Source organism: Spiroplasma endosymbiont of Megaselia nigra, from assembly GCF_003987485.1.
Lineage (GTDB): Bacteria > Bacillota_I > Bacilli_A > Mycoplasmatales > Mycoplasmataceae > Spiroplasma.
This window is the reverse complement of the sequence record NZ_RCOO01000001.1, coordinates 18772-39039: the sequence shown is the minus strand read 5'-3', so window position 1 is coordinate 39039 and position 20268 is coordinate 18772. Positions and strand designations below refer to the sequence as shown.

General features: G+C 29.3%; 20 protein-coding genes and 2 tRNA genes. 20 read left to right on the top strand and 2 right to left on the bottom strand.

Annotated elements, in window-relative coordinates; translation table 4 throughout:
- Positions 1-326 precede the first annotated feature (326 nt).
- Together D9R21_RS00290 and D9R21_RS00285 are read left to right on the top strand one after the other, a co-directional pair.
- Complete coding sequence (locus tag D9R21_RS00290; RefSeq protein WP_126820609.1) at positions 327-650, top strand: S1 RNA-binding domain-containing protein; 324 nt, start codon at positions 327-329, stop codon at positions 648-650.
- A 56-nt stretch (positions 651-706) separates the two neighbouring features.
- Positions 707-1981 (top strand): glucose-6-phosphate isomerase, encoded by a 1275-nt coding sequence (locus D9R21_RS00285; protein ID WP_126820608.1) that lies wholly within the window; start codon positions 707-709, stop codon positions 1979-1981.
- Between the two features lie 35 nt (positions 1982-2016).
- On the opposite strand, the gene coaD is transcribed toward D9R21_RS00285, so the two are convergent.
- Positions 2017-2439 carry a pantetheine-phosphate adenylyltransferase gene (gene coaD / locus D9R21_RS00280; protein WP_126820607.1) on the bottom strand — a complete coding sequence of 141 codons (423 nt, stop codon included), beginning with the start codon at positions 2437-2439 and terminating at the stop codon, positions 2017-2019.
- Positions 2440-2684: 245 nt separating this feature from the next.
- Between coaD and D9R21_RS00275 the strand changes: the two genes are divergently transcribed.
- The 14 genes from D9R21_RS00275 to D9R21_RS00210 all read left to right on the top strand — a co-directional run bounded on the left by D9R21_RS00275 (position 2685) and on the right by D9R21_RS00210 (position 17372).
- Entirely contained in the window at positions 2685-4352 is a 1668-nt protein-coding gene (locus D9R21_RS00275) for a ribonuclease J (RefSeq protein ID WP_126820606.1), read from the top strand.
- A 101-nt stretch (positions 4353-4453) separates the two neighbouring features.
- A complete protein-coding gene (locus tag D9R21_RS00270; protein WP_126820605.1) occupies positions 4454-7441 on the top strand; it encodes a DNA translocase FtsK in 2988 nt (995 codons plus the stop codon).
- A 159-nt stretch (positions 7442-7600) separates the two neighbouring features.
- Entirely contained in the window at positions 7601-8467 is an 867-nt protein-coding gene (locus D9R21_RS00265; protein WP_126820604.1) for an energy-coupling factor transporter ATPase, read from the top strand.
- Positions 8455-9372 (top strand): energy-coupling factor transporter ATPase, encoded by a 918-nt coding sequence (locus tag D9R21_RS00260; protein ID WP_126820603.1) that lies wholly within the window; start codon positions 8455-8457, stop codon positions 9370-9372. Before D9R21_RS00265 ends, D9R21_RS00260 begins: the two co-directional genes overlap by 13 nt.
- Before the next feature lie 5 nt (positions 9373-9377).
- Complete coding sequence (locus D9R21_RS00255; RefSeq protein ID WP_126820602.1) at positions 9378-10349, top strand: energy-coupling factor transporter transmembrane component T family protein; 972 nt, start codon at positions 9378-9380, stop codon at positions 10347-10349.
- Entirely contained in the window at positions 10349-11089 is a 741-nt protein-coding gene (gene truA, locus D9R21_RS00250; RefSeq protein ID WP_126820601.1) for a tRNA pseudouridine(38-40) synthase TruA, read from the top strand. Before D9R21_RS00255 ends, truA begins: the two co-directional genes overlap by 1 nt.
- Before the next feature lie 126 nt (positions 11090-11215).
- Positions 11216-12331: a hypothetical protein gene (locus tag D9R21_RS00245; RefSeq protein WP_126820600.1), complete on the top strand. Its 1116-nt coding sequence runs from the start codon at positions 11216-11218 to the stop codon at positions 12329-12331.
- Positions 12332-12424: 93 nt separating this feature from the next.
- Positions 12425-12501 (top strand) — tRNA-Ile (locus D9R21_RS00240).
- 18 nt (positions 12502-12519) lie between these two features.
- Positions 12520-12595: transfer RNA gene (locus tag D9R21_RS00235), tRNA-Ala, on the top strand.
- Positions 12596-12778: 183 nt separating this feature from the next.
- Positions 12779-13708 carry a hypothetical protein gene (locus D9R21_RS00230; protein ID WP_126820599.1) on the top strand — a complete coding sequence of 310 codons (930 nt, stop codon included), beginning with the start codon at positions 12779-12781 and terminating at the stop codon, positions 13706-13708.
- Between the two features lie 79 nt (positions 13709-13787).
- On the top strand, positions 13788-14240 hold the full coding sequence (gene rplI, locus D9R21_RS00225) for a 50S ribosomal protein L9 (protein ID WP_241568602.1): 453 nt from the start codon (positions 13788-13790) through the stop codon (positions 14238-14240).
- 3 nt (positions 14241-14243) lie between these two features.
- On the top strand, positions 14244-15620 hold the full coding sequence (gene dnaB, locus D9R21_RS00220; protein WP_126820598.1) for a replicative DNA helicase: 1377 nt from the start codon (positions 14244-14246) through the stop codon (positions 15618-15620).
- Positions 15621-15674: 54 nt separating this feature from the next.
- Positions 15675-16898: a lipoprotein gene (locus D9R21_RS00215; RefSeq protein ID WP_126820597.1), complete on the top strand. Its 1224-nt coding sequence runs from the start codon at positions 15675-15677 to the stop codon at positions 16896-16898.
- A 51-nt stretch (positions 16899-16949) separates the two neighbouring features.
- Positions 16950-17372, top strand: coding sequence for a 23S rRNA (pseudouridine(1915)-N(3))-methyltransferase RlmH (locus tag D9R21_RS00210; RefSeq protein WP_241568601.1), 423 nt, complete (start codon positions 16950-16952; stop codon positions 17370-17372).
- A gap of 251 nt (positions 17373-17623) precedes the next feature.
- Here D9R21_RS00210 and D9R21_RS07995 read toward each other — a convergent pair whose 3' ends face one another.
- Positions 17624-17854 carry a hypothetical protein gene (locus D9R21_RS07995; RefSeq protein ID WP_241568600.1) on the bottom strand — a complete coding sequence of 77 codons (231 nt, stop codon included), beginning with the start codon at positions 17852-17854 and terminating at the stop codon, positions 17624-17626.
- A gap of 289 nt (positions 17855-18143) precedes the next feature.
- On the opposite strand from D9R21_RS07995, the gene rpsJ reads away from it, so the two are divergent.
- The 4 genes from rpsJ (at position 18144) to rplW (ending at position 20217) form a co-directional block, all read left to right on the top strand.
- Positions 18144-18452, top strand: coding sequence for a 30S ribosomal protein S10 (gene rpsJ, locus D9R21_RS00200; RefSeq protein WP_126820596.1), 309 nt, complete (start codon positions 18144-18146; stop codon positions 18450-18452).
- A gap of 64 nt (positions 18453-18516) precedes the next feature.
- Positions 18517-19281, top strand: a complete 765-nt coding sequence (rplC, locus tag D9R21_RS00195; RefSeq protein WP_126820595.1) for a 50S ribosomal protein L3 — start codon at positions 18517-18519, stop codon at positions 19279-19281.
- Between the two features lie 22 nt (positions 19282-19303).
- Positions 19304-19930, top strand: a complete 627-nt coding sequence (gene rplD / locus D9R21_RS00190) for a 50S ribosomal protein L4 (protein ID WP_126820594.1) — start codon at positions 19304-19306, stop codon at positions 19928-19930.
- Complete coding sequence (rplW, locus tag D9R21_RS00185; RefSeq protein WP_114564653.1) at positions 19930-20217, top strand: 50S ribosomal protein L23; 288 nt, start codon at positions 19930-19932, stop codon at positions 20215-20217. The genes rplD and rplW overlap by 1 nt, the downstream gene beginning before the upstream one ends.
- Positions 20218-20268 lie beyond the last annotated feature (51 nt).

Here is a 20268-nt window from a genome sequence, read left to right as displayed (position 1 = left end):
TCAATGATGTTATAAATGAAAAATTAAGGCCTGTTCTGAATTGAAGAACGGCAAATGAGGTATTCTCAGAGAATTTTAGATAAGTTTATTTGAAGTAATTTAATAAATTATTTTTCAGTGTGCCTAAATATGCTTAAAATATACTAAAATTACAAATATTTTATTTTTTTTTAAAAAATAGTTGCATTTATTTAAAAGAATGTTATTATCAATCTAACAAGAGATACAAATTTGGAACTTGTATCTACACGATGCCTTTTAGAAAATGATTTTCATAGTTCTAGCGGTATAATTGATACAGTTTCAGAAAGGGGATGTGACGAATTATGTATGTAAAAGGAAGTAAAGTTCTTGCAAAAGTTACAAACATTACACCGTTTGGTGCATTTTGTGAATTAAAAAATGCTGCTTGATTAATCCACATTAGTGAGATTTCAGATTACTATGTAAGAGATATCAAAGAATTTGTTAATATTGGTGACAATGTTGAAGTAGAGGTACTAGACTATGACCCAGTTAAGAAACAAGTAAAATTAAGTTATAAGAATTGCCGACCTGAATTATTGAAAAAGAATAATAGTCAAATTCAAGAAACAGGAGTAGGATTACAAATGTTAAGTAAAAAAATTAATTCACTAACAAGTAAATAAATTAAAATTTTTACAAATGTAAGGTTTTTTAGATAGAAAGCAGGCATATTATTAAAATGATTAAAGTAGATTTTACTAATGCATTAGCCGAATATGTTTTTAACAAATATTTAGGGCGAGTTAAAGATATTCACCAAATGATTCATAATAAAACAGGATTAGGAAATGATTTCCTTGGTTGAGTTGAGTGACCAAATAATTATGATCAAGCAGAGCTTGCAAAAATGAAACAAACAGCAAAGAAATTAGCTAGTGAAATTGACGTTTTATTGGTAATTGGAATTGGTGGGAGTTATCTTGGTACGCGAGCAGCAATTGAAATGATTAATGGGTTATATAGTCAACAAAAAGTAGAAATCATTTATATTGGAAATACAATGTCTTCAAATTATACAGCACAAGTTTTGAAATATCTTCAAGACAAAAAATTTGGAATTTGTGTTGTGTCTAAATCAGGGACAACAACTGAGCCAGCAATTGCATTTCGTCTTTGCAAAGAGCTTTTAGAAAAAAAAGAAGGAAGCCCAAAAGCAGCCAACTTAATTGTTGCTATTACAGATAAAGAGAAAGGTGCTCTAAAAATATTAGCTGATAAAGCAGGTTATCAAACCTTTGTTATTCCGGATGACATTGGGGGAAGATATTCAGTGTTAACCCCAGTTGGTATTTTTGCAATGTTAGTAAGTGGTATTAATGTTGATAATGTCTTTAAAGGAGCACAACAAGCTTATCAAGATACTTTAATTGATGATTTCACTAATCATGCCTATAAATATGCTGTTGGACGTTATATTTTAAATCAAGAGGAAAAATATAAAGCAGAAATGCTTGTAACTTATGAGTTACAAATGCAGATGATTACCGAATGATGAAAACAATTATTTGGGGAATCAGAAGGAAAAAATTCAAAGGGTTTACTACCATTATCGTGTGTTTTTTCGACAGATTTACATTCTCTTGGCCAATTCATTCAAGAAGGGACAAAAAATATTTTATTTGAAACAGTTATTGCAATTAAAGAACCACAAATTGATCTTAACCTGCCAAAAGCAGCAGTAGATACCGATGGTTTAAATTATCTCGCTGGAAGAACATTGCATGAAGTAAATACCATTGCTGTTGAAGGCGTTGTTGCTGCTCATACAAAAGTTGGGCATGTTCCAAATATTGTTTTAGAATTTGCAACAATGGATGATAAAATGTTTGGTTATTTAGCATATTGATTTATGAAAGCTTGTGCAATGTCAGCTTACTTGTTAGAGATAAATCCATTTGATCAACCAGGAGTTGAGATTTATAAACAAAATATGTTTAATTTATTAGGAAAATAAAAGACAAAATAAAAAATATTGAAACTCAATATTTTTTATTTTTTTAATTGCTTAATTTGGTTTAAAAAAGTTGAAGAAATTTCATTCAAACCATAATCGGCAATAAAAAAAATTGTTTCAAGATCTTTATTTAATTGTTTATTAGCAAAAGCTAATTCCATTTCATATTTTAAATCGTTATTATTTCGTAGGCCTCGAATAATATATTTAGCCCCTAATTGTTTAGCAAAATCACTTGTTAACATTTGGTCATTAATAACAATTTCAATATTTAAATTAAGGTTTTGACAAGCTATGGCAGCTTGTTCAGCACGCGTTTTAATGTTTGTTTGATTTGATTTTTCTAAATTATTCGTAATTACAACATATAATTTTGAAAAGAGAGTACTTGCTTTTTTAATAATATTAAGATGACCATCATGAATTGGGTCAAAACTACCTGAAAAAATTGCTTTCAAGATTATTTTCACATCCTTTTAAATATTATTATTTTAACTCAAAAAATGTGTTATGATAATAGAAATATGATATTTTTCCGATTATTTGGATATTTTTTTAATAGTAATGTATAATAATTAAGATTACATTTATTTAGAGAGATTACATTTGTATTAAGGGGAAAAATGTATAAATACATTTAAAAAATAAAATGTAAATAAGTATTAATTAATGAACAGCGAATAGAAAGTAGACGATTTTAATTATGGCAAAAATTAATTTTTTCGCTCTTGGTGGATTAGACGAGCGAGGTAAAAATTTATACTGCATTGAGGTAGAACAAGATATTTTTATTTTTGATGCGGGAACAAAAAATCCGGAACGTGGAATTTTAGGAATTGATGTAGTAATTCCTAATTTTGATTATCTAAAGGAAAACTGTACTCGAATTAAAGGTGTTTTTATTACAAAACCTTCGGATGAATGTTCTGAATCACTTACTTATATTTTAAAAGAATTGGCACTCCCAGTTTATGGAAGTGATTTAACTTGTAATATTTTAAAATTCCATTTACAACGTTTTAAAGTTCGTGGGAAAGAAGAATGTTTTCATGTTATCAATGCAAAAGATATTCTTGATTTTGGTTTATGCAAGGTTGAAGTATTTTCAACAACAACAAATATGCCAAATAGTTTTGGTTTTGCATTGCATACACCTGATGGCACAATTATTTATACTGGAGATTATATTTTTGATGCTAAAGCAGACCCTAATTTTGCAACAGATTTACAACATTTAAATCAAATTATTGCTAAAAATAAGGTACTATTATTTTTATCAGAAGCCTCATCAGCTTCACGCCGTGATTATACAGCACCAAACCATAAGATTAAAAATTATATTGAACGAGCTGTTAAAGAAACAGAAGATCGTATTATTTTAGCTTGTTTTGATCAAGATTTACATAAAATTAGTGAATTATTTGATTTGGTTCGTGAAAATAATATTTCAGTTGGAATTTATGGTCAAACTTTATTAGAGTCATTAAAAGTGTTATCGGATAGTAAAAAACTAAATTTCAATGGAATTAATTTAAAAGGATTACAAGAAGCAGTTAAAGAAGAAAAATCATTAATTATTGTAACTGGTAGTGGAGAACGTTTATATAGTCGTTTGATTAAAATTGCTTCTGGTAATGATGATATTCTAGATATTAAAGAAAGTGATACAATTATTTTAGCAACACCGCCAAACCCAGGAAGTGAATTAAATCATGCCAATGTTTTAGATGAATTAGCACGAACTGTCGCAAAAACAATTGCTTTATCGGATAAAAAAGTTTGAACAATGACAGCAAGTTATGAAGATGTTAAATTAATGAGTTCAATTATTAATCCAAAATATTTTGTGCCAGTGAAAGGTTTATATAAAGATTTTGTTCAAGCAAAAATGGCAGCAATTGAAGCTGGGATTAATCCAGAACATATTTTTATTGTTGATAATGGCGAAGGTCTTGAATTTATTGATAGTGAATATACGAAAAAAAGCAATAAGGTAAAAACCGCTGATTTATATGTTGATGGGATTGGCGTTGGTGACATTGGAGCAGTTGTTTTAAATGAACGAAAGCAATTAGCTACTGATGGAGTTGTTATTATAGGAGTTTCAATTGATAGTAAAACAAAGGAATTGGTTTCTTTAATTGACACGCAAATGCGAGGAGTAATTTATATTCAAGAAAATAATGATATTTTCCATAAAATGCAAAAAGTTATTATTGAAATTATTGAGAAACATTATAAAAAAGCTGTTGTTGGTGAAATGTATGATGTCAATGAAGTAAAAAATGAAATTAGATCGACAATTAGTTCATTTGTTAAAACAGAAACAGGAAAAACACCAATTATTTTAGCAATTGTGAATGAAATTTAATTTTATGATATATTATAGTAGATAAATATTTGAAGCTTTTAAAATGTATGGTCATATTTAAAGTAATTTTTAAATATTTAGAATTTTAGGAGGGCTGCACTATGGAAAAGAAATCTTATGATGATCAGAATGAGAAAACTGCAATCTTAAAAGTCGAAAAAAAGCAGCGTCGTAATGATTCCATCGGGTGAGTAATTGGGGCATTATTAGTGACGTTTTTTACTATTCTTGCCATAGGGCGAATTACTTTAATTGGGCAATTTATTGATGATGTTTTATTTACATTTGCATTTGGCTGGTTTAAGTATTTAATGTATTTTGTATGCTTAGTGATAGGTTTGACAATTTTTATTGGAGTACGGATTCGATTAAAATCACGGGTAATTTGAATGGTGGTAACCTTTATCATTTTGTCCTGCTGATTGGTAAATAGCATTTTGTTAATTTATCAATATGCTAACGGGCAAATGGCGTATTTTGATAAAACTGTTTTTTTAGATGTTGTTAAGAATTATTTGCAACGCTGACAAGATGCATCAATTTTTAATCCTAATCCAAACCATCCGATAACATTTGTTGGTTTTAATGGTGCTTGAATTACTTTATATGCTGGAGGGGGTATGATTGGCAATCTTTTAGCTGGGATTGCTAGTTATACTACCATTTTTGGTTCATTAATTTTGTGTTTATCAGTTTTTTTATTATGAGGAAGTTGAGTCGCAACCGGAACAGCAATTGGGATGTTTTTACCAAAAAATGAACGTCAGCAACAAGGTGTACGTGTATTACGTTTATCAGCAAATCGACGTCAAAAGCAAAATATTTACCAAAATTTTAATATTCCTGATGAGGAATTATTTTCAGCTCGGCAAGTTATGCATACAACAGAAGCATCAGATATTACAATTCAAATGCCATCATATACAGCCTTACATGACCAACATTTAATTGATGATTTAATTGCCGATGATTTTGTTGGTAAGAAAAAAATGAAACAAAATTATGTTCGTTTTGATAATCAAACTAGTTCTACACCAGAATTACTAAAAGAACCTTTCAATGTAAAAGAACCTTTTAATGATTATCATTCAGGGCCTTCACAGTCACCACATTCTTCGCAATTGCCGCACCGTTCACGAATGAAATTAACACCGGATCAATATATTCAACCACGTAATCGCCGTAGTAATAATACGCTTAATAAAAAACTTGATGATTTACCAGTGTATTGTTCTTCTTATGGAAAAGATATTAATATTGATGTTGCACGCGATAAGTTGAATTCAGCAACTGATATCACGCCTTTTGGAAAAATTAATCGAGGTAGTAATTCAACAACTTTAAAGCAAACATCATTTTATGATGAACAATTACCAACAGAAGAATTTAATCCAACGCCATCAGAGCAATTTGAAACAGTTGATATTAATGAAGGAATTTATCATCGACAAAGTAATTCAGAATATCATCATCCATTAGAACCATATCAAGATGAATATTATTCGAATTATGAGCCACCATTAATGGATCAACAACATTTTGACATGCCATATCAACCACCTCACCGTGTTATGAAACCCAAGTCAATTGAAATTAATAAAAAAAATAGTCAAACTATTTTGCGCCGAAATACTTTTAATAATCCACATTACAAATTACCAAATTTAGGTTTATTAAGTCCAAAGGAAGATAACCTTAGTAATAATGAACGAAATAAATTTGCTGCGCAAAAGAAAGCAGTGAAAATTAATCAAGTTTTTCAACAATTTAATATTGCTGCTAGTGTCCAAGGAATTAATATTGGACCAACTATTACAAAATTTGAAGTTCAAATGCAACCAGGAGTGAAAGTTAACAAAATTATGCATTTAGAAAATGATCTAAAATATGCTTTAGCGACTAAAAATGTTCGAATTGAAGCCCCAATTCAGGGAAAGTCAGCTGTTGGAATTGAAATTGCTAATGAAATTAGTAATAAAGTAACATTACGTGAAATTATGGAACGGTTACCATTAGAAAAACAAGATCGTAAATTATTAGTTGGCATTGGTCGCAGTGTGAACGGAGAAATTATTTTTGTTGAATTAGATAAAATGCCACATTTATTAGTTGCTGGTTCAACAGGTAGTGGAAAATCTGTTTGTATTAATACCATTTTATCATCGCTAATATTACGAACAAAACCACCGGAAGTTAAATTATTATTAATTGACCCAAAACAGGTTGAATTAGCTGTTTATAATAATTTACCCCATTTATTAGCGCCAGTTATTACAGATACTAAATTAGCAAATTCTGCCTTAAAAAAAATAATTGCTGAAATGGAACGTCGTTATAGTATGCTATCAGAACGTGGAGTCCGCAATATTGAATCGTTTAATAAAAAAGTTACAGCAAAAGATCGCTTATCTTATATTGTTGTTATAATTGATGAATTAGCTGACTTAATGATGACAGCTGGAAAAGATATTGAAGATTCAATTATGCGAATTACGCAATTAGCTCGTGCCGCTGGAATTCATATGGTGATTGCAACACAACGACCTTCAACAGATGTTATTACCGGGGTAATTAAAACAAATATTCCATCGCGAATTTCCTTTTCAGTTACTTCAGCAATTGACTCTCGTACAATTTTAGACCAAGGTGGGGCTGAAAAACTAATTGGGTATGGTGATATGTTATATGCGCCTGCCGGGCAAAATATTCCAACCCGTGCGCAAGGGGCATTTATTTCTGATGATGAAATTCAACGATTAGTTGAATTTTGCCGTGCTCAACAAGAACCTGATTATGATGAAGAGTTTTTAAATATTGAAATAAATAGTGAAACAGGAAGTAGCAATGAAAACGATAATATTGATTCATTGTATCAAGAAGTTAAACGTTTTGTGATTTTAAATCAAAAAGCTTCGACATCTTTAATTCAACGAAAATTCTCAATTGGATATAATCGTGCTAGTCGTTTAATTGATGCTTTAGAAGAAAATGGGATTATTGGTCCACAAAATGGAGCAAAACCACGGGATGTCTATGTTCAAAATATTGACTTAGATGATAATCCTTTTAATGACGGCGGTTATTGATAGAGCGCAGATAATTTACAAAAAAGTAATGATTTATTGTTTATTTATAATTTTTATATATAATTAATGGTATAATTGGAAAGATAAAATTTCAATTAATATTTTTAAATATTGAGTATATAATTAAAATATTATGTAAAAAAACATTAAGGATGAGAAGAAATGGCAAAAAAAACAAAAAAAATAAATGCAAATTTAGAGAAACTAAATGATATTTCATTAAAATTAACTGATGTTGAATTTCGCTATCGGGAAAATCATCCTAATGCTGTTGATGGAGTTAGTTTTGAAATTAACCATGGGGAATATGTTACAATCATTGGACATAATGGTAGTGGAAAATCAACAATTAGTAAAATTATTATTGGTGTTTTACGCCCACAAAAAGGGAAAATTGAAGTTTTTGGTAATGAAGTTCATTCATCAACAATTACAGGAATTCGAAAATTTTTAGGAATTGTGTTCCAAAATCCAGATAATCAATTTATTGGATCAACAGTTCGTGATGATATTGCATTTGGACTTGAAAATCGCCAAATTCCGCAAAAAGAAATGCAAGCAATTATTGATAAAGCAGCGGCAAAAGTTGGTATGAATAATTTTCTTGACCATGAACCACTAATGCTATCGGGAGGGCAAAAACAACGGGTTGCAATTGCTTCAGCACTAGCATTATCACCAGATATTATCATTTTTGATGAAGCCACAAGTATGTTAGATCCAAAAGGACGAAAAGAAATTAAACAAATTATGGTGGATTTAAAAGAATCACGCGAAAAAACAATTATTTCAATTACGCATGATATGGATGAAATTTTAAATGCTGATAAAGTGATTGTTATGAATAAAGGTCAAATGGTTAAATGTGGAAAACCACATGAAGTTTTGTATGATGAAGAGTTTTTGAAATCAATTCATTTAGATGTTCCTTTTGTTTCAAAAGTCGTTGATAATTTACGCTTAAATGGTTTAAAAGTGAAAAATACACTAGATCTTAGAGAGTTGGTGGATGAGATATGTCAAAAGTAAAAAAACAACCTAAAATTGAAGCATTACAAAATGTTGATATTACATTCACAAATGTGTCTTATGTTTATGCTCCTAAAACACCTTATGAATATACTTCCTTGCAAGATATTAATGTTGTTATTAAACCTGGGAAAATTACTGCTATTATTGGATCAACAGGAAGTGGCAAATCAACCTTAATTCAACATATCAATGGTTTATTAATTCCAACGACAGGAGTGGTTGATGCAAATGGTTTTATTATTAAAGCAAAACAAAAACGCATTAAAAATATTAAACAATTACGAAAATCAATTGGCTTAGTTTTCCAGTTTCCAGAATATCAATTATTTGAAGAAACAATTGAAAAAGATATTATGTTTGGTCCAGTTCACTTGGGCGAAACTAAAGAAGTTGCTCGAGAAAATGCCAAAAAATACCTAGAAATGGTTGGTTTACCATTAAATTATTTAGAGCGTTCACCATTTGATTTATCAGGAGGGCAAAAACGCCGGGTTGCGATTGCGGGAATTTTAGCGATGGAGGGTAATACTCTAATTTTGGATGAACCAACCGCTGGATTAGATCCTGAAGGTGAAGAGGATTTTATTAAGTTATTTCAACGGATTAATAAGGAACAAAATAAACGGATTATTTTAGTAACGCATAATATGGACCATGTTTTAGAAATTGCTGATGAAGTTATTGCTTTAAAAGAAAGCCGAGTTTTAAAAGTTGGATCACCATTTGAAATTTTTAAGGATAAAAATTTATTACAAGAATTATTAATTGAACCACCAAAAATTTATCATTTGATTTATCAATTGCAAGAAAAAAGTCTTGATTTAACAAATGTTAATATTCGTAATATTGACCAATTAGCAAAAAAAATTATTGAACATAAAGAACAAAAAAGAAAGGGATAAAAGAGATGCGCTTATCATTTGGACGCTATATTGCTTATAATTCCCCAATTCATCGAATGGATCCACGGGTAAAATTATTTATGTTGTTATCATTAATGATATCAATCTTTTTTTCAACTGGTTTTACCGGTTATGCCATTTTAGGAATAACAATTTTTAGTTTGTTCTTTTTAGCCAAATTACCGCCAGGGTTATTACGAGCATTACTAAAACCAATCTTATTTATGTTTATTATTTTGTTGTTAATTAATTGCTTTTTAGTTACGGATGGTTATATTGGATGACATTGAGGTGGAAAAGCAGCAGCAACAGGCCCTGTTGCCGCGGGAGGAAAAAGTTGATTTGCTTTTTCAGAAAAAGCTATTTTTAATGCCCTTTATATGGCATGCCGGATTTATTTAATGATTTTAATTACAACAATTTTAACGGCAACAACGCGCCCATTAGATTTAACTTTAGCGTTAGAAGATTTATTAAGTCCATTAAAACTAGTGCGCTTTCCAGTTCATATTTTATCAACAATTATTTCAATTGCCTTACGAATGATTCCAACTTTAATTGAAGAAGGGGGACGGATTATGAAAGCGCAAGCCTCACGTGGGGTTGATTTTAAAAATGGTCATTTTAAAGATAAAATTAAGTCAACAACAGCGTTAATTATTCCATTATTAGTATCATCATTTCAAAAAGCTGAAGATTTAGCATATGCAATGGATGCTCGTGGTTATGACCCCCATGCCAAACGAACACGTTATCGTCATTATCGAATTCATTTTCCTGATGTGTTATTATTTATTTTTGGAGTTGGAATTGCTAGCATTATTATTGCTCAATCAGTAACAATGGGGCAATATGAAACTTTTTATCAAGTTTGACATTGAGATAACAATTTTAATGGATGAATATTTGGTAAAATTAAAACAGGATTTTTACAAATTCGGATTCCACATATTGATGAATTTGTTTTAGGATGATAATGTTATATTTATTATTAAGTATTGAATATGATGGTTATGATTATAGTGGCTGAGTTAAACAAAAAAATGCTCGAACAATTCAAGGTGAATTGGAAAAAGCATTTTTTGGTATTTGTCATCAAAAAATTTGAACTTTAGGAGCTAGTAAAACGGATGCTGGTGTGCACGCTTGTGATCAAAAGGTATTAGTAAAACTACCATTCCAACCACGACATTTAGCTTTTTTTATTAAAACCGTTAGTAAAACTTTACCACCAAATATTAATATTAAAGGATATCAATTTGTAGCTGAAAATTTTAGTGTTCGAACTGCAAAAGTAAAAGAATATGTTTATACAATTAATGATCAAGAGTATGATCTTTTTAACCACCGTTATGAACTTAAAGTTAATGCACCATTAAATGTTAAAAAGTTACATCAAATTAGTCAAATTTTTGTTGGAACACACGATTTTGCTTATTTTGCAGGGGTTAAACCAACCGAGGATATTGCAACAGTACGGACAATTAACAAAATTTGGGTTAAACGAAACAAAGCAAAAAAAATTGAAATTCATTTTAGGGGGAAAAGTTTTATTCGTTATCAAATTCGCATGTTGACACAAAATATTTTAGCTTGTTATGCTGGCAAAGTTAGTTTAACTGAATTACAAGCACAATTAAACTACCCGCCTAAAGGAGCAACAACAAAATATTGTGCAAAACCATATGGTTTATGTTTGAAAAAAATTAAATATTAAAATAATTTTAATTAGTATGCTTTTTTTTAAAAAATAAATATGATATTATATATTATTTTACTTTTTTATGGTACAATCTATAGTAACAAGTATGGGTAGAAAATAGGGTAAAATGAGGTGCAAAAAATGAATAATGGTTTTTATATTTTACCAAATGAAGAAGGATATTTAGTAAAGTCACATGATACTAATAGTGAAATTGCGCTATTTAGAAGTCGTCGTGATGCAGAAGTGTTTATTAGCACTTTAACATTATCACCAACCCCTGCCTTTTCAAATAATTATTCATCAGGAACTTCAATTCCCCAATATTCATCGCAACCTCAGCAAATTATTACGCCATATCCGACCAATGGTGCTTCACCACAAGTATTTTTTATTCAACAACCAGCTCCAGCGCAACAAGTAGCCCCACCGCCATATCCATTTTATCCAATGATGCCACCAACTTCGCAAATGGGAGGAATGTGTCATGGTATGTATCCAAATTATTATGGGCAACAAAATAATCCTTATGGACCATGAGGTTGTACTTGTGGGCATAATAATTCAGATTATAATGAACATTTTGAAAGAAATCCGCACATTAAAAATAATGAAGGTTTAAAACCAGGTTGAAATAATGCCAGCAATGATTTGAATATAAAAAAAAATAATCAATTAAAAGATGATACAGTTCCTTGAACACAGAAAAATGATGAATATTCAAATAATGGGTATGAAGAACAACTAGTTCAATCGCCGATTGAAGAATATAATCCTCAAACAGTTATTAATCAAGGCCAAAATAATCCGGTTGCAACTGATGAAATATTAGGACAACAATATAATGATGTTCCAGTTACTAATCCAGAGCCTATAATAAATCCAAATGTTTATTCAGAGGAAGTACAACAACAAGGAAATTATTCCCAACCAACCAACAATCAACCATACTATGAACAAGCTTTTGTTTCTAATCCGGTTTTTCTTAATCAACAATCAGAACAACCAGAACAATATGAGCAACCAAAACAAGTGGCAAAACCAATTAATGTAGCTAATGATGATGAATTCTTTAATTTTGCTAATGAACAAGAATTTAATAACAATTCCAAAATTTCAAAAAAAGAAACAAAACGTTTAATGAAAGAAGAATTAAAAGCAGCTAAAATGCAAAAAAAATTAGAAAAACAGAATGGTAAAAAAGCAAAACGTAAAGGGGCACTTGATATTGAAGAATTAGACTCAATTGTAGAATAAAAAGCAAATTAATTTTGCTTTTTATTTTTTTAAAATATTTTAAATTTATGGTTGTTTTTTAAATAAAATTAATGTTATAATGATTTAGGTTTTCGGGCTATAGCTCAGCTGGTTAGAGCGCACCCCTGATAAGGGTGAGGTCGATGGTTCAAGTCCATTTAGCCCGACCATTTTTTTATAAGAATTTTGGGCCCGTAGCTCAGCTGGGAGAGCACCTGCCTTGCACGCAGGGGGTCGACGGTTCGATCCCGTTCGGGTCCACCATTTTAAAATAGATTTAAACAATTAATTAAAAAAGCATATTAAATTATTAATATGCTTTTTTAATTGAATTTAATGGTTGCTCGTTACTATTATCCTGAATTTTTGTGAGGGAGGGTTTAATATAATGGCTTTTTTTTGGTATAATATATCTAATGCAAAACAGAATATAAACAGGGGTGAAGTATGTCAATTTTTGATAAAAATGAAAACGAAAGATATGCATATTTTTTAACGAATTTTAAAGAAATCCTTGCAAATTTAGTAGTTATGATTAATGATCAATTTATTAAGTCATCATTAGATAATTCATCAGCTAAATTATTTGGAATGAATGTTGATAAAGCAATTTTATTTTTTGATATTAATTTAGATGCAAATAATGAATTACATGAATTAGGAATTATTAAAGAAAGTTATAGTATTGATTTAACAAATGATTTAGATTTGAATTTAGGGAAAAAAATAAATAAGAAAAACGAAGGAAAAAATTATGATTTAATTTATAACCAAATTGATAATTTTTTTATTGAAGATTCAGAATTATTAAAATTTTGTGAATATACATTAAATATTACTAATTTATCAATGGAAACGGATGGACCAACAATTAGTGCTTTGAATAATTATAAATCAGTTGCTTTTAATAGTTATCCAACAAAAATTTATGAATTATTAGATTGATTTGGTATTGAAATTGTTGATGCAATTAATAACGGATTAAAAGTAAAACGTTTTGGTGTTAAAGACAATAGTACTGGTAGTAATAGCAAGATAAGAAGAAAACCAAGATTAATGTCAAATAAAACTTTAAAAAATATTGATAATGATGATAACAAAATTAATAAAGAAATAATTTTTACTGAGTATTTTGCAAATAATGGTAATATTAGTGCTAAGTTAATTGCTTTAAATAAGTTATTACCACTGTTAGAAGAAAAACGAGCTGAAATTAAAGATTTTAATCCTAAGTTAGAATATGATATTTTTAGTTTTTTACAACATACAAAATATCGGAATTCTTTAACATATCAAGAAGATAGCGAAGCTGAAAAACGTTTGGATAAGGTTTTTAAAAAAGCGGTGCTATCGTTATATTTATTAGATATTGGTTAAAAAGCGAAGAAAATAATTCGTTTTTTATTTATTAAAATTATTTTAAGAAGTTTTCCGTTATAATTTGTAGTAGGTGATTATGATGAAAGTTATTTTAATTAAAGATGTTAAAGGAAAAGGAAAAGTTAATGATGTAATTGATGTTGCTGATGGTTATGCAAAAAATTATTTAATTAAAGAAGGTTTTGCAATTCCAACAACTTCTGCTAATTTGGCTAAATTAAATGTTGTTTTATCACAGCAAGTAGCACAAGAAGCAGCAACAAAAGCTTCTTTAGAAGAATTAAAAGCAACATTAGAAGAATTAACATTGAATTTTAAATTAAAAGTTCATGATAATAAAACATTTGGTTCTGTTTCTTTAACACAAATTGAAGATCGATTAGCGAAAGAATTTAATTTAAAAGTTGATAAAAAGAAATTTATTGATAATAATAATTTAACAAGTTTTGGGTTACATTACCTAAAAATTAAATTAGCTCCAAATATAATTGCAACATTAAAAGTGATGGTAGAAAAAAAGGAGAGTTAATTAATGGAAAACATCAATAAAACAGAATTAAATAAACTTAATGTTATTAATGATGCGGAAAAAAATGTTTTAGCAATAATTGCACACTCCATTACAGCAGCTGAAGAAGTTTTTTCAATTTTAACAGAAGAAGATTTTACTGTAATGAATTACAAAGTAATTTTCAAAACTTTACAAGAACAATTTTCAGCAAATGTTGCTATTAATATTACAACATTAAGCAATTATATGTTAAAAAATAATATTTTAAATAAAATTGGTGGCATTGAATTTTTAACTGATTTATTTCAATCATATACAACAGATGCTAATTTATCTGAATATTTAGATATTATTATTAAAAATACAACCTCACGTCGATTAAAGGCTGTTGTTGATAGTATTAATCGTCAGATTGATGCTCATCAACCAATTGATGAAGTTGTTAGTCATGCAGAAAAAGAAATCTTAGATGTTAAAAAAGAGCGAAAAGGGAATTTATTTAAAACTTCATATGATGAAGTTGATAAAGTACTTCAAAAAATTGAATTGTTAGAAAATTCCGGTGAAATGTTAACAGGAAGTCCAAGTGGTTTTCGTGATTTAGATCGTATGACATCAGGTTTTCAAAAAGGGGATTTTATTATTTTGGCGGCACGTCCTTCAATGGGAAAGACAGCATTAGCTTTAAATTTTGCTGTTAAATCAGCTGCTCAATCAAAAAAAGCAGTTGCTATTTTTTCAGTTGAAATGCCAGCGGAACAATTAATTCAAAGAATGCTAGGAAGTTATTCAACAGTTGATTCTGTTAAAGTCCGAACTGGTAAAGGGTTACAAACACGTGATTGAGAAAATATTACCAAGGCGGCAGATTTTTTAAAACAAACAAAATTATTTATTGATGATACACCAGGTTTGAAAGTTATTGAATTACAGTCAAAGTTAAGAAAATTATGTCGTGAAAACGAAGTTGGTTTAGTTGTTATTGATTATTTACAATTACTTAGCACTGGAACTCATTTTGGTGATTCACGTCAACAGGAAGTTTCAACAATTTCGCGGCAACTTAAAGCATTAGCACGTGAATTAGAGGTTCCGATTATTTGTTTATCCCAATTATCACGATCAGTTGAAAAACGAGAAGACAAAAGGCCAATTATGTCTGATTTACGTGATTCAGGAGCAATTGAACAAGATGCGGATATTATTATGTTTTTATTTCGAGAAGAATATTATACTTCTCACGATTCAAATAATATGGAAGGACCAATGTTAGAAACAGAAAAAGCACAATTAATTTTATCAAAGCATCGAAATGGTCCAACCGGGAGTGTTGAATTATTGTTTGTAAAAAAACACGGTTCATTTGCTGATTATGGTTTGCAAAATACAAAAATTTAGGATACTATATTAATTAGTGAAAAATAAATTAGTGTTTAAGAAAAGAGTACTATAATGCGTAAGTTATTATCAATTTTTGCAGCAACAACTTTGGTTACAGCATCATCAGCATCAGCTGTTGCTTGTAGTGGTGCACAACAAGGAAATCCTATTCCTACTTTTATGTATAATGGAAATCAAAAATTTAGTCATGCTCCAACAGCAACTGGTAAATCAACAAATGGAATTGATGATGTAACACAATCAGGAAAAGATAAAAATGGTGCTCCTTATGAATACAGTTTACAGGGGGGACAATTGGGTTTAATTAATAATGCAATTAATCCTATTTTACATGGTATAAATTTAACAAAAGATAATAGTGTAACAACTGTTAAAGGAGCAAAGTGAACTGATGAGCAAATTGCAGCTGGCTTAAAAGGACAAAAGGATGAACTAATTAAAACTGCAAAAACTGATGCGCAAGATCATTTTGATAATAGTAAAAAAATTAATCAAAAAGTATTATGAGAAGAATTTTTTAACAATTATTCAACTAGTTATGACTCATACTATAGTCAAGTTGCTTTCCTTGCAAATGAAAATAAAACAATTTTAAATAAAACAAATGATAATTTGGTGACAATGACTGTAAATGCAGAAAAAACAAAGAATAAAGAATGAGTTAAAGAACAAACTTGACCAGATGGCAAAAAAACTCTTTATATACCTTCATCATTAAAAGTATTATCACCTATAGCATCGATTCTTGAATGATTAAATGATCCAAAAAATGGCTATAATCAAGGTTATAATCAAATTGATCAAAATCGTGGATATCAATCAGCACGTTATCTTGCAATTGTTATTCCTAATGTGACAATTCGCTTTGAGTTTCAAGGAGAACATAATCGTTTTACTTTTACAGCAAAAATTGATAAATTAGTAGGTTATGCAAATTATCTTGTTTACGAAAATCCAAATAGTACAAAAGATAGTCTAACTTATGGTCATCAATGATTTTTCCTAAGTTATGGTTTTTATGACTTTGAGAGTTTAAAAGATGATGATTATCATCACTATAATTTTAATGCGATTCCAGATGCTGCTAAGATTGATCAAAATATTAAAATTGCATTAGGTTTTGTTAAAAAAAATTATGATAAAGGAATTTTAACCGATGAAGAAGATAAGGAAGTTGGTAAACGTGGTCAATTCCCAACACCAGAAACAGATTATACTTTCCCAGCTCTAAAATGAACAATTAATGTTGATTCAATTACTGACCAATATAAATAATGGATATTAAAATTCTGGCAATTGGTTCATTAGATAAAAAGTATCTAAATAATGGGCTGTGAAACTTTTTTTGAACGAATTAAGCATTATGCAAAATTAGAAATTATTGAATTAAAAGAAGTTAATAATAAGAATGAACAAGTAACAATTAATGAACAAACAGCATTAGTAATAAAAAAACTATTAGATTATTCAGAATATTATAAAGTATTATTAGCATCACAAGGTCAAATTTTAACAAGTGAACAAATTGCTGCATATATTAAGGAGGTTAAAGATTTTAAAAAAGCAAAGTTATTGTTTATTATTGGAGGCAGTCATGGCTTTAATAGAAATAATGAATTATTGTCAAAGGTTAATTTTCAATTAAGCTTTGGAGCAATAACTTTACCACATCAATTATGCCGATTAGTATTATTAGAACAAATATATCGTAGTTTTAAGATTATTAATAATGAAAGTTATCATAAGTAATTTTTAAAAAGAACAACCAGATTATATTTTTTTGGTTTTAGTTCTTTTTTTATTTTGGCGGGTTTGCTCCATCATTGCAATTTTTCGTTTTCGCGCTAATTCTGATAAAGCATTTGTATTTTTTCTAATAATAATTGCCGATAATAAGGACTATTTTTTTTTAGCTAATTTAATAACTTTAATTCGGTCAGCGACAGTCATATTATTAACATCAATATAATTAGGATCCTTTGTTCTATAAGTTTGGTTTTTTAATTGCTTATTCTTTTTTGAGCATTTAATAAAATTTTATACATCGGATTATTTTTATCAATGATTTTCTTTTTATCTAACTGTGGTTTTTTGTTTGTTTTGCGGTAAATTTCATGGCTTCGTGACGTTTTACGTGCTAAAGTTTCAAGTTGAATTTTAATCACCTGTGCTTTATGTTCTTGAATTTTTTGATAACGCAAATCATAACCATTGTCATTTGTTTTTTTCATATAATAGTTTTATTTTCTATTTCTTTTGCCATTTTTCTCCTTACTTTTCAACATGTAATTATTTCAATTTTATTATAATATTAATTATAAATTAGATGAAACAAAGAAGTAAAAAAGATAAAATATTTTATTTTTTTTCTTAAAAAAGACTTGCATTATTGCCTATTATCCAATAAAATGAATAAGCATGTATATTTTGTGGGAACATCTTTTGTGGTCTATCACTGATACACTGATAGGCGTTGTAAATGTTTACACAAAAAATATGAATAAATTAGGAGGAAAAGTAATGGCTCAAACTAAAATCAGAATTAAATTAAAAGGTTTTGATCACCGTGTGGTTGATCAATCAATTAAAAAAATCATTGAAGCAGCTCAAGCAGCAGGAGTAGAGGTAAAGGGACCAATCCCTTTACCAACTGATCGTAATATCATTACTATTTTAAGAGCAACTCATAAATATAAAGATTCAAGAGAACAATTTGAAATGAGAACACATAAAAGAATTATTGATATTATTAATCCTGATGGTCCAAAGGTAATTGACACTTTAAAAAGAGTGCAGTTACCAAGTGGTGTGGAAATTGAAATGAAATAAATAACCATTCTTAAATTTAATTTATAGACAAGATATACATGACGTATTTTCAAGGAGGAAAGAAATGAAAGGAATCTTAGGACGCAAAATTGGTATGACACAAATTTTTGCTACCGATGGTAGATTAATACCAGTTACAGTAGTTGAAGTAGAACCTAATGTTGTTTTACGAGTATTGACAAAAGAACAAAATGGTTATCAAGCGCTTCAATTAGCTGTCGAAGATAAAAGAATTAGTTTGGTTTCAAAACCAGACCAAGGACAATTCAAAAAAGCGAATACAACACCTAAGCGCTTCGTTAAAGAAATCAGAAATATGGATGGTTATAATCCTGGCGATATTATTAAAGCTGATATCTTTGCTGCTGGGGAATTCGTTGATGTTACAGGAACTTCAAAAGGGAAAGGATTTACCGGTTCAATTAAAAGACATAACTATTCACGGGGACCAATGGGACATGGTTCAGGTTATCACCGTGGTGTTGGGTCGATGGGAGCTATTGCCCCAAATCGGATTTTAAAATCTAAAAAAATGCCTGGACATATGGGAACCGAAAAAGTAACAATTCAAAATTTAGAAGTTATTGCAATTGATACTGAAAAAAATGCTTTATTGGTAAAAGGTTCAATTCCAGGTCCAAAAAAACAGTTTGTAGTTATTAAAGAAGCAATTAAAGGTTTAAAACCAAATACACCAACAGAATTAGTTAAAAGAACTGTTGAAACAAAAACACCAGAGCCCACAGTAAAAGAAGAAAAACCAGTTGAAGGAGTTGTTGATACAACGCCAACAGCAGTCACTGATGCACCAGCATCAAAGACAGAATAGTTTTGTAGAAAGGAATTTTAAAATGAAATTACAAGTACTTGATGCGAAGGGAACAAGCGTTAAAGAAATTATTGTAAATAATGCCATTTGAGGAATTGAGCCACATCAGCAAGCAATGTTTGATGCTGTTATTGCGCAACAAGCCGCAATGCGTCAAGGCACACACAAAACTAAGACAAGAACTGAAGTATCTGGTGGGGGAAGAAAACCTTGAAGACAAAAAGGAACTGGTCGTGCTCGCCAAGGTTCAATTAGAGCACCACAATGAAAAGGAGGAGGGGTTGTTTTTGGCCCAACTCCAGAGAAAAATTATTTAAAACATGTTAATAAAAAAGTTAGAAAATTAGCAATTAAATCTGCATTATCGTTGAAAGTTCAAGATAAAAATATTATGATAATTGATCAATTTGGAATTGACAAACCTTCAACAAAAGCAATGGTTGAAGTTTTAAATAATTTAAAAGTTAATGGTGAAAAACTATTAATTATTACCACAGAAGGTGATGAAGTTAATTTTAAATCATCACGTAATATTGAAAAGATAAATATAATTACATCAGATGGGATTAATATATATGATTTATTAAATGCAAACAAATTATTAGTAACAGAACAAGCAATAAAAGCAATTGAGGAGGTGTACGCATAATGCATATTACAAATGTCATAAAAAAACCAATTTTATCAGAAAAAACATATCGTAATATGGCGAATGGGGTTTATACTTTTGAAGTTGCGCGTACAGCAAATAAAGTTCAAATTAAAAAAGCTTTTGAAAAAATCTTTGAAGTAAAGGTTGAAAAAGTTAATGTTATTAATTATGACCCAAAAGAAAAGAAAATGGGAAAATTTGTTGGAGAGACAACATACACAAAACGTGCAATTATTAAATTAAAACCAGGTGAGAAATTAGATTTATTAGGAGAAGATAAATAATTCCAGGATACACTATCTGGGACTGTTTATTGGCGAAATAGGAGGATAAAT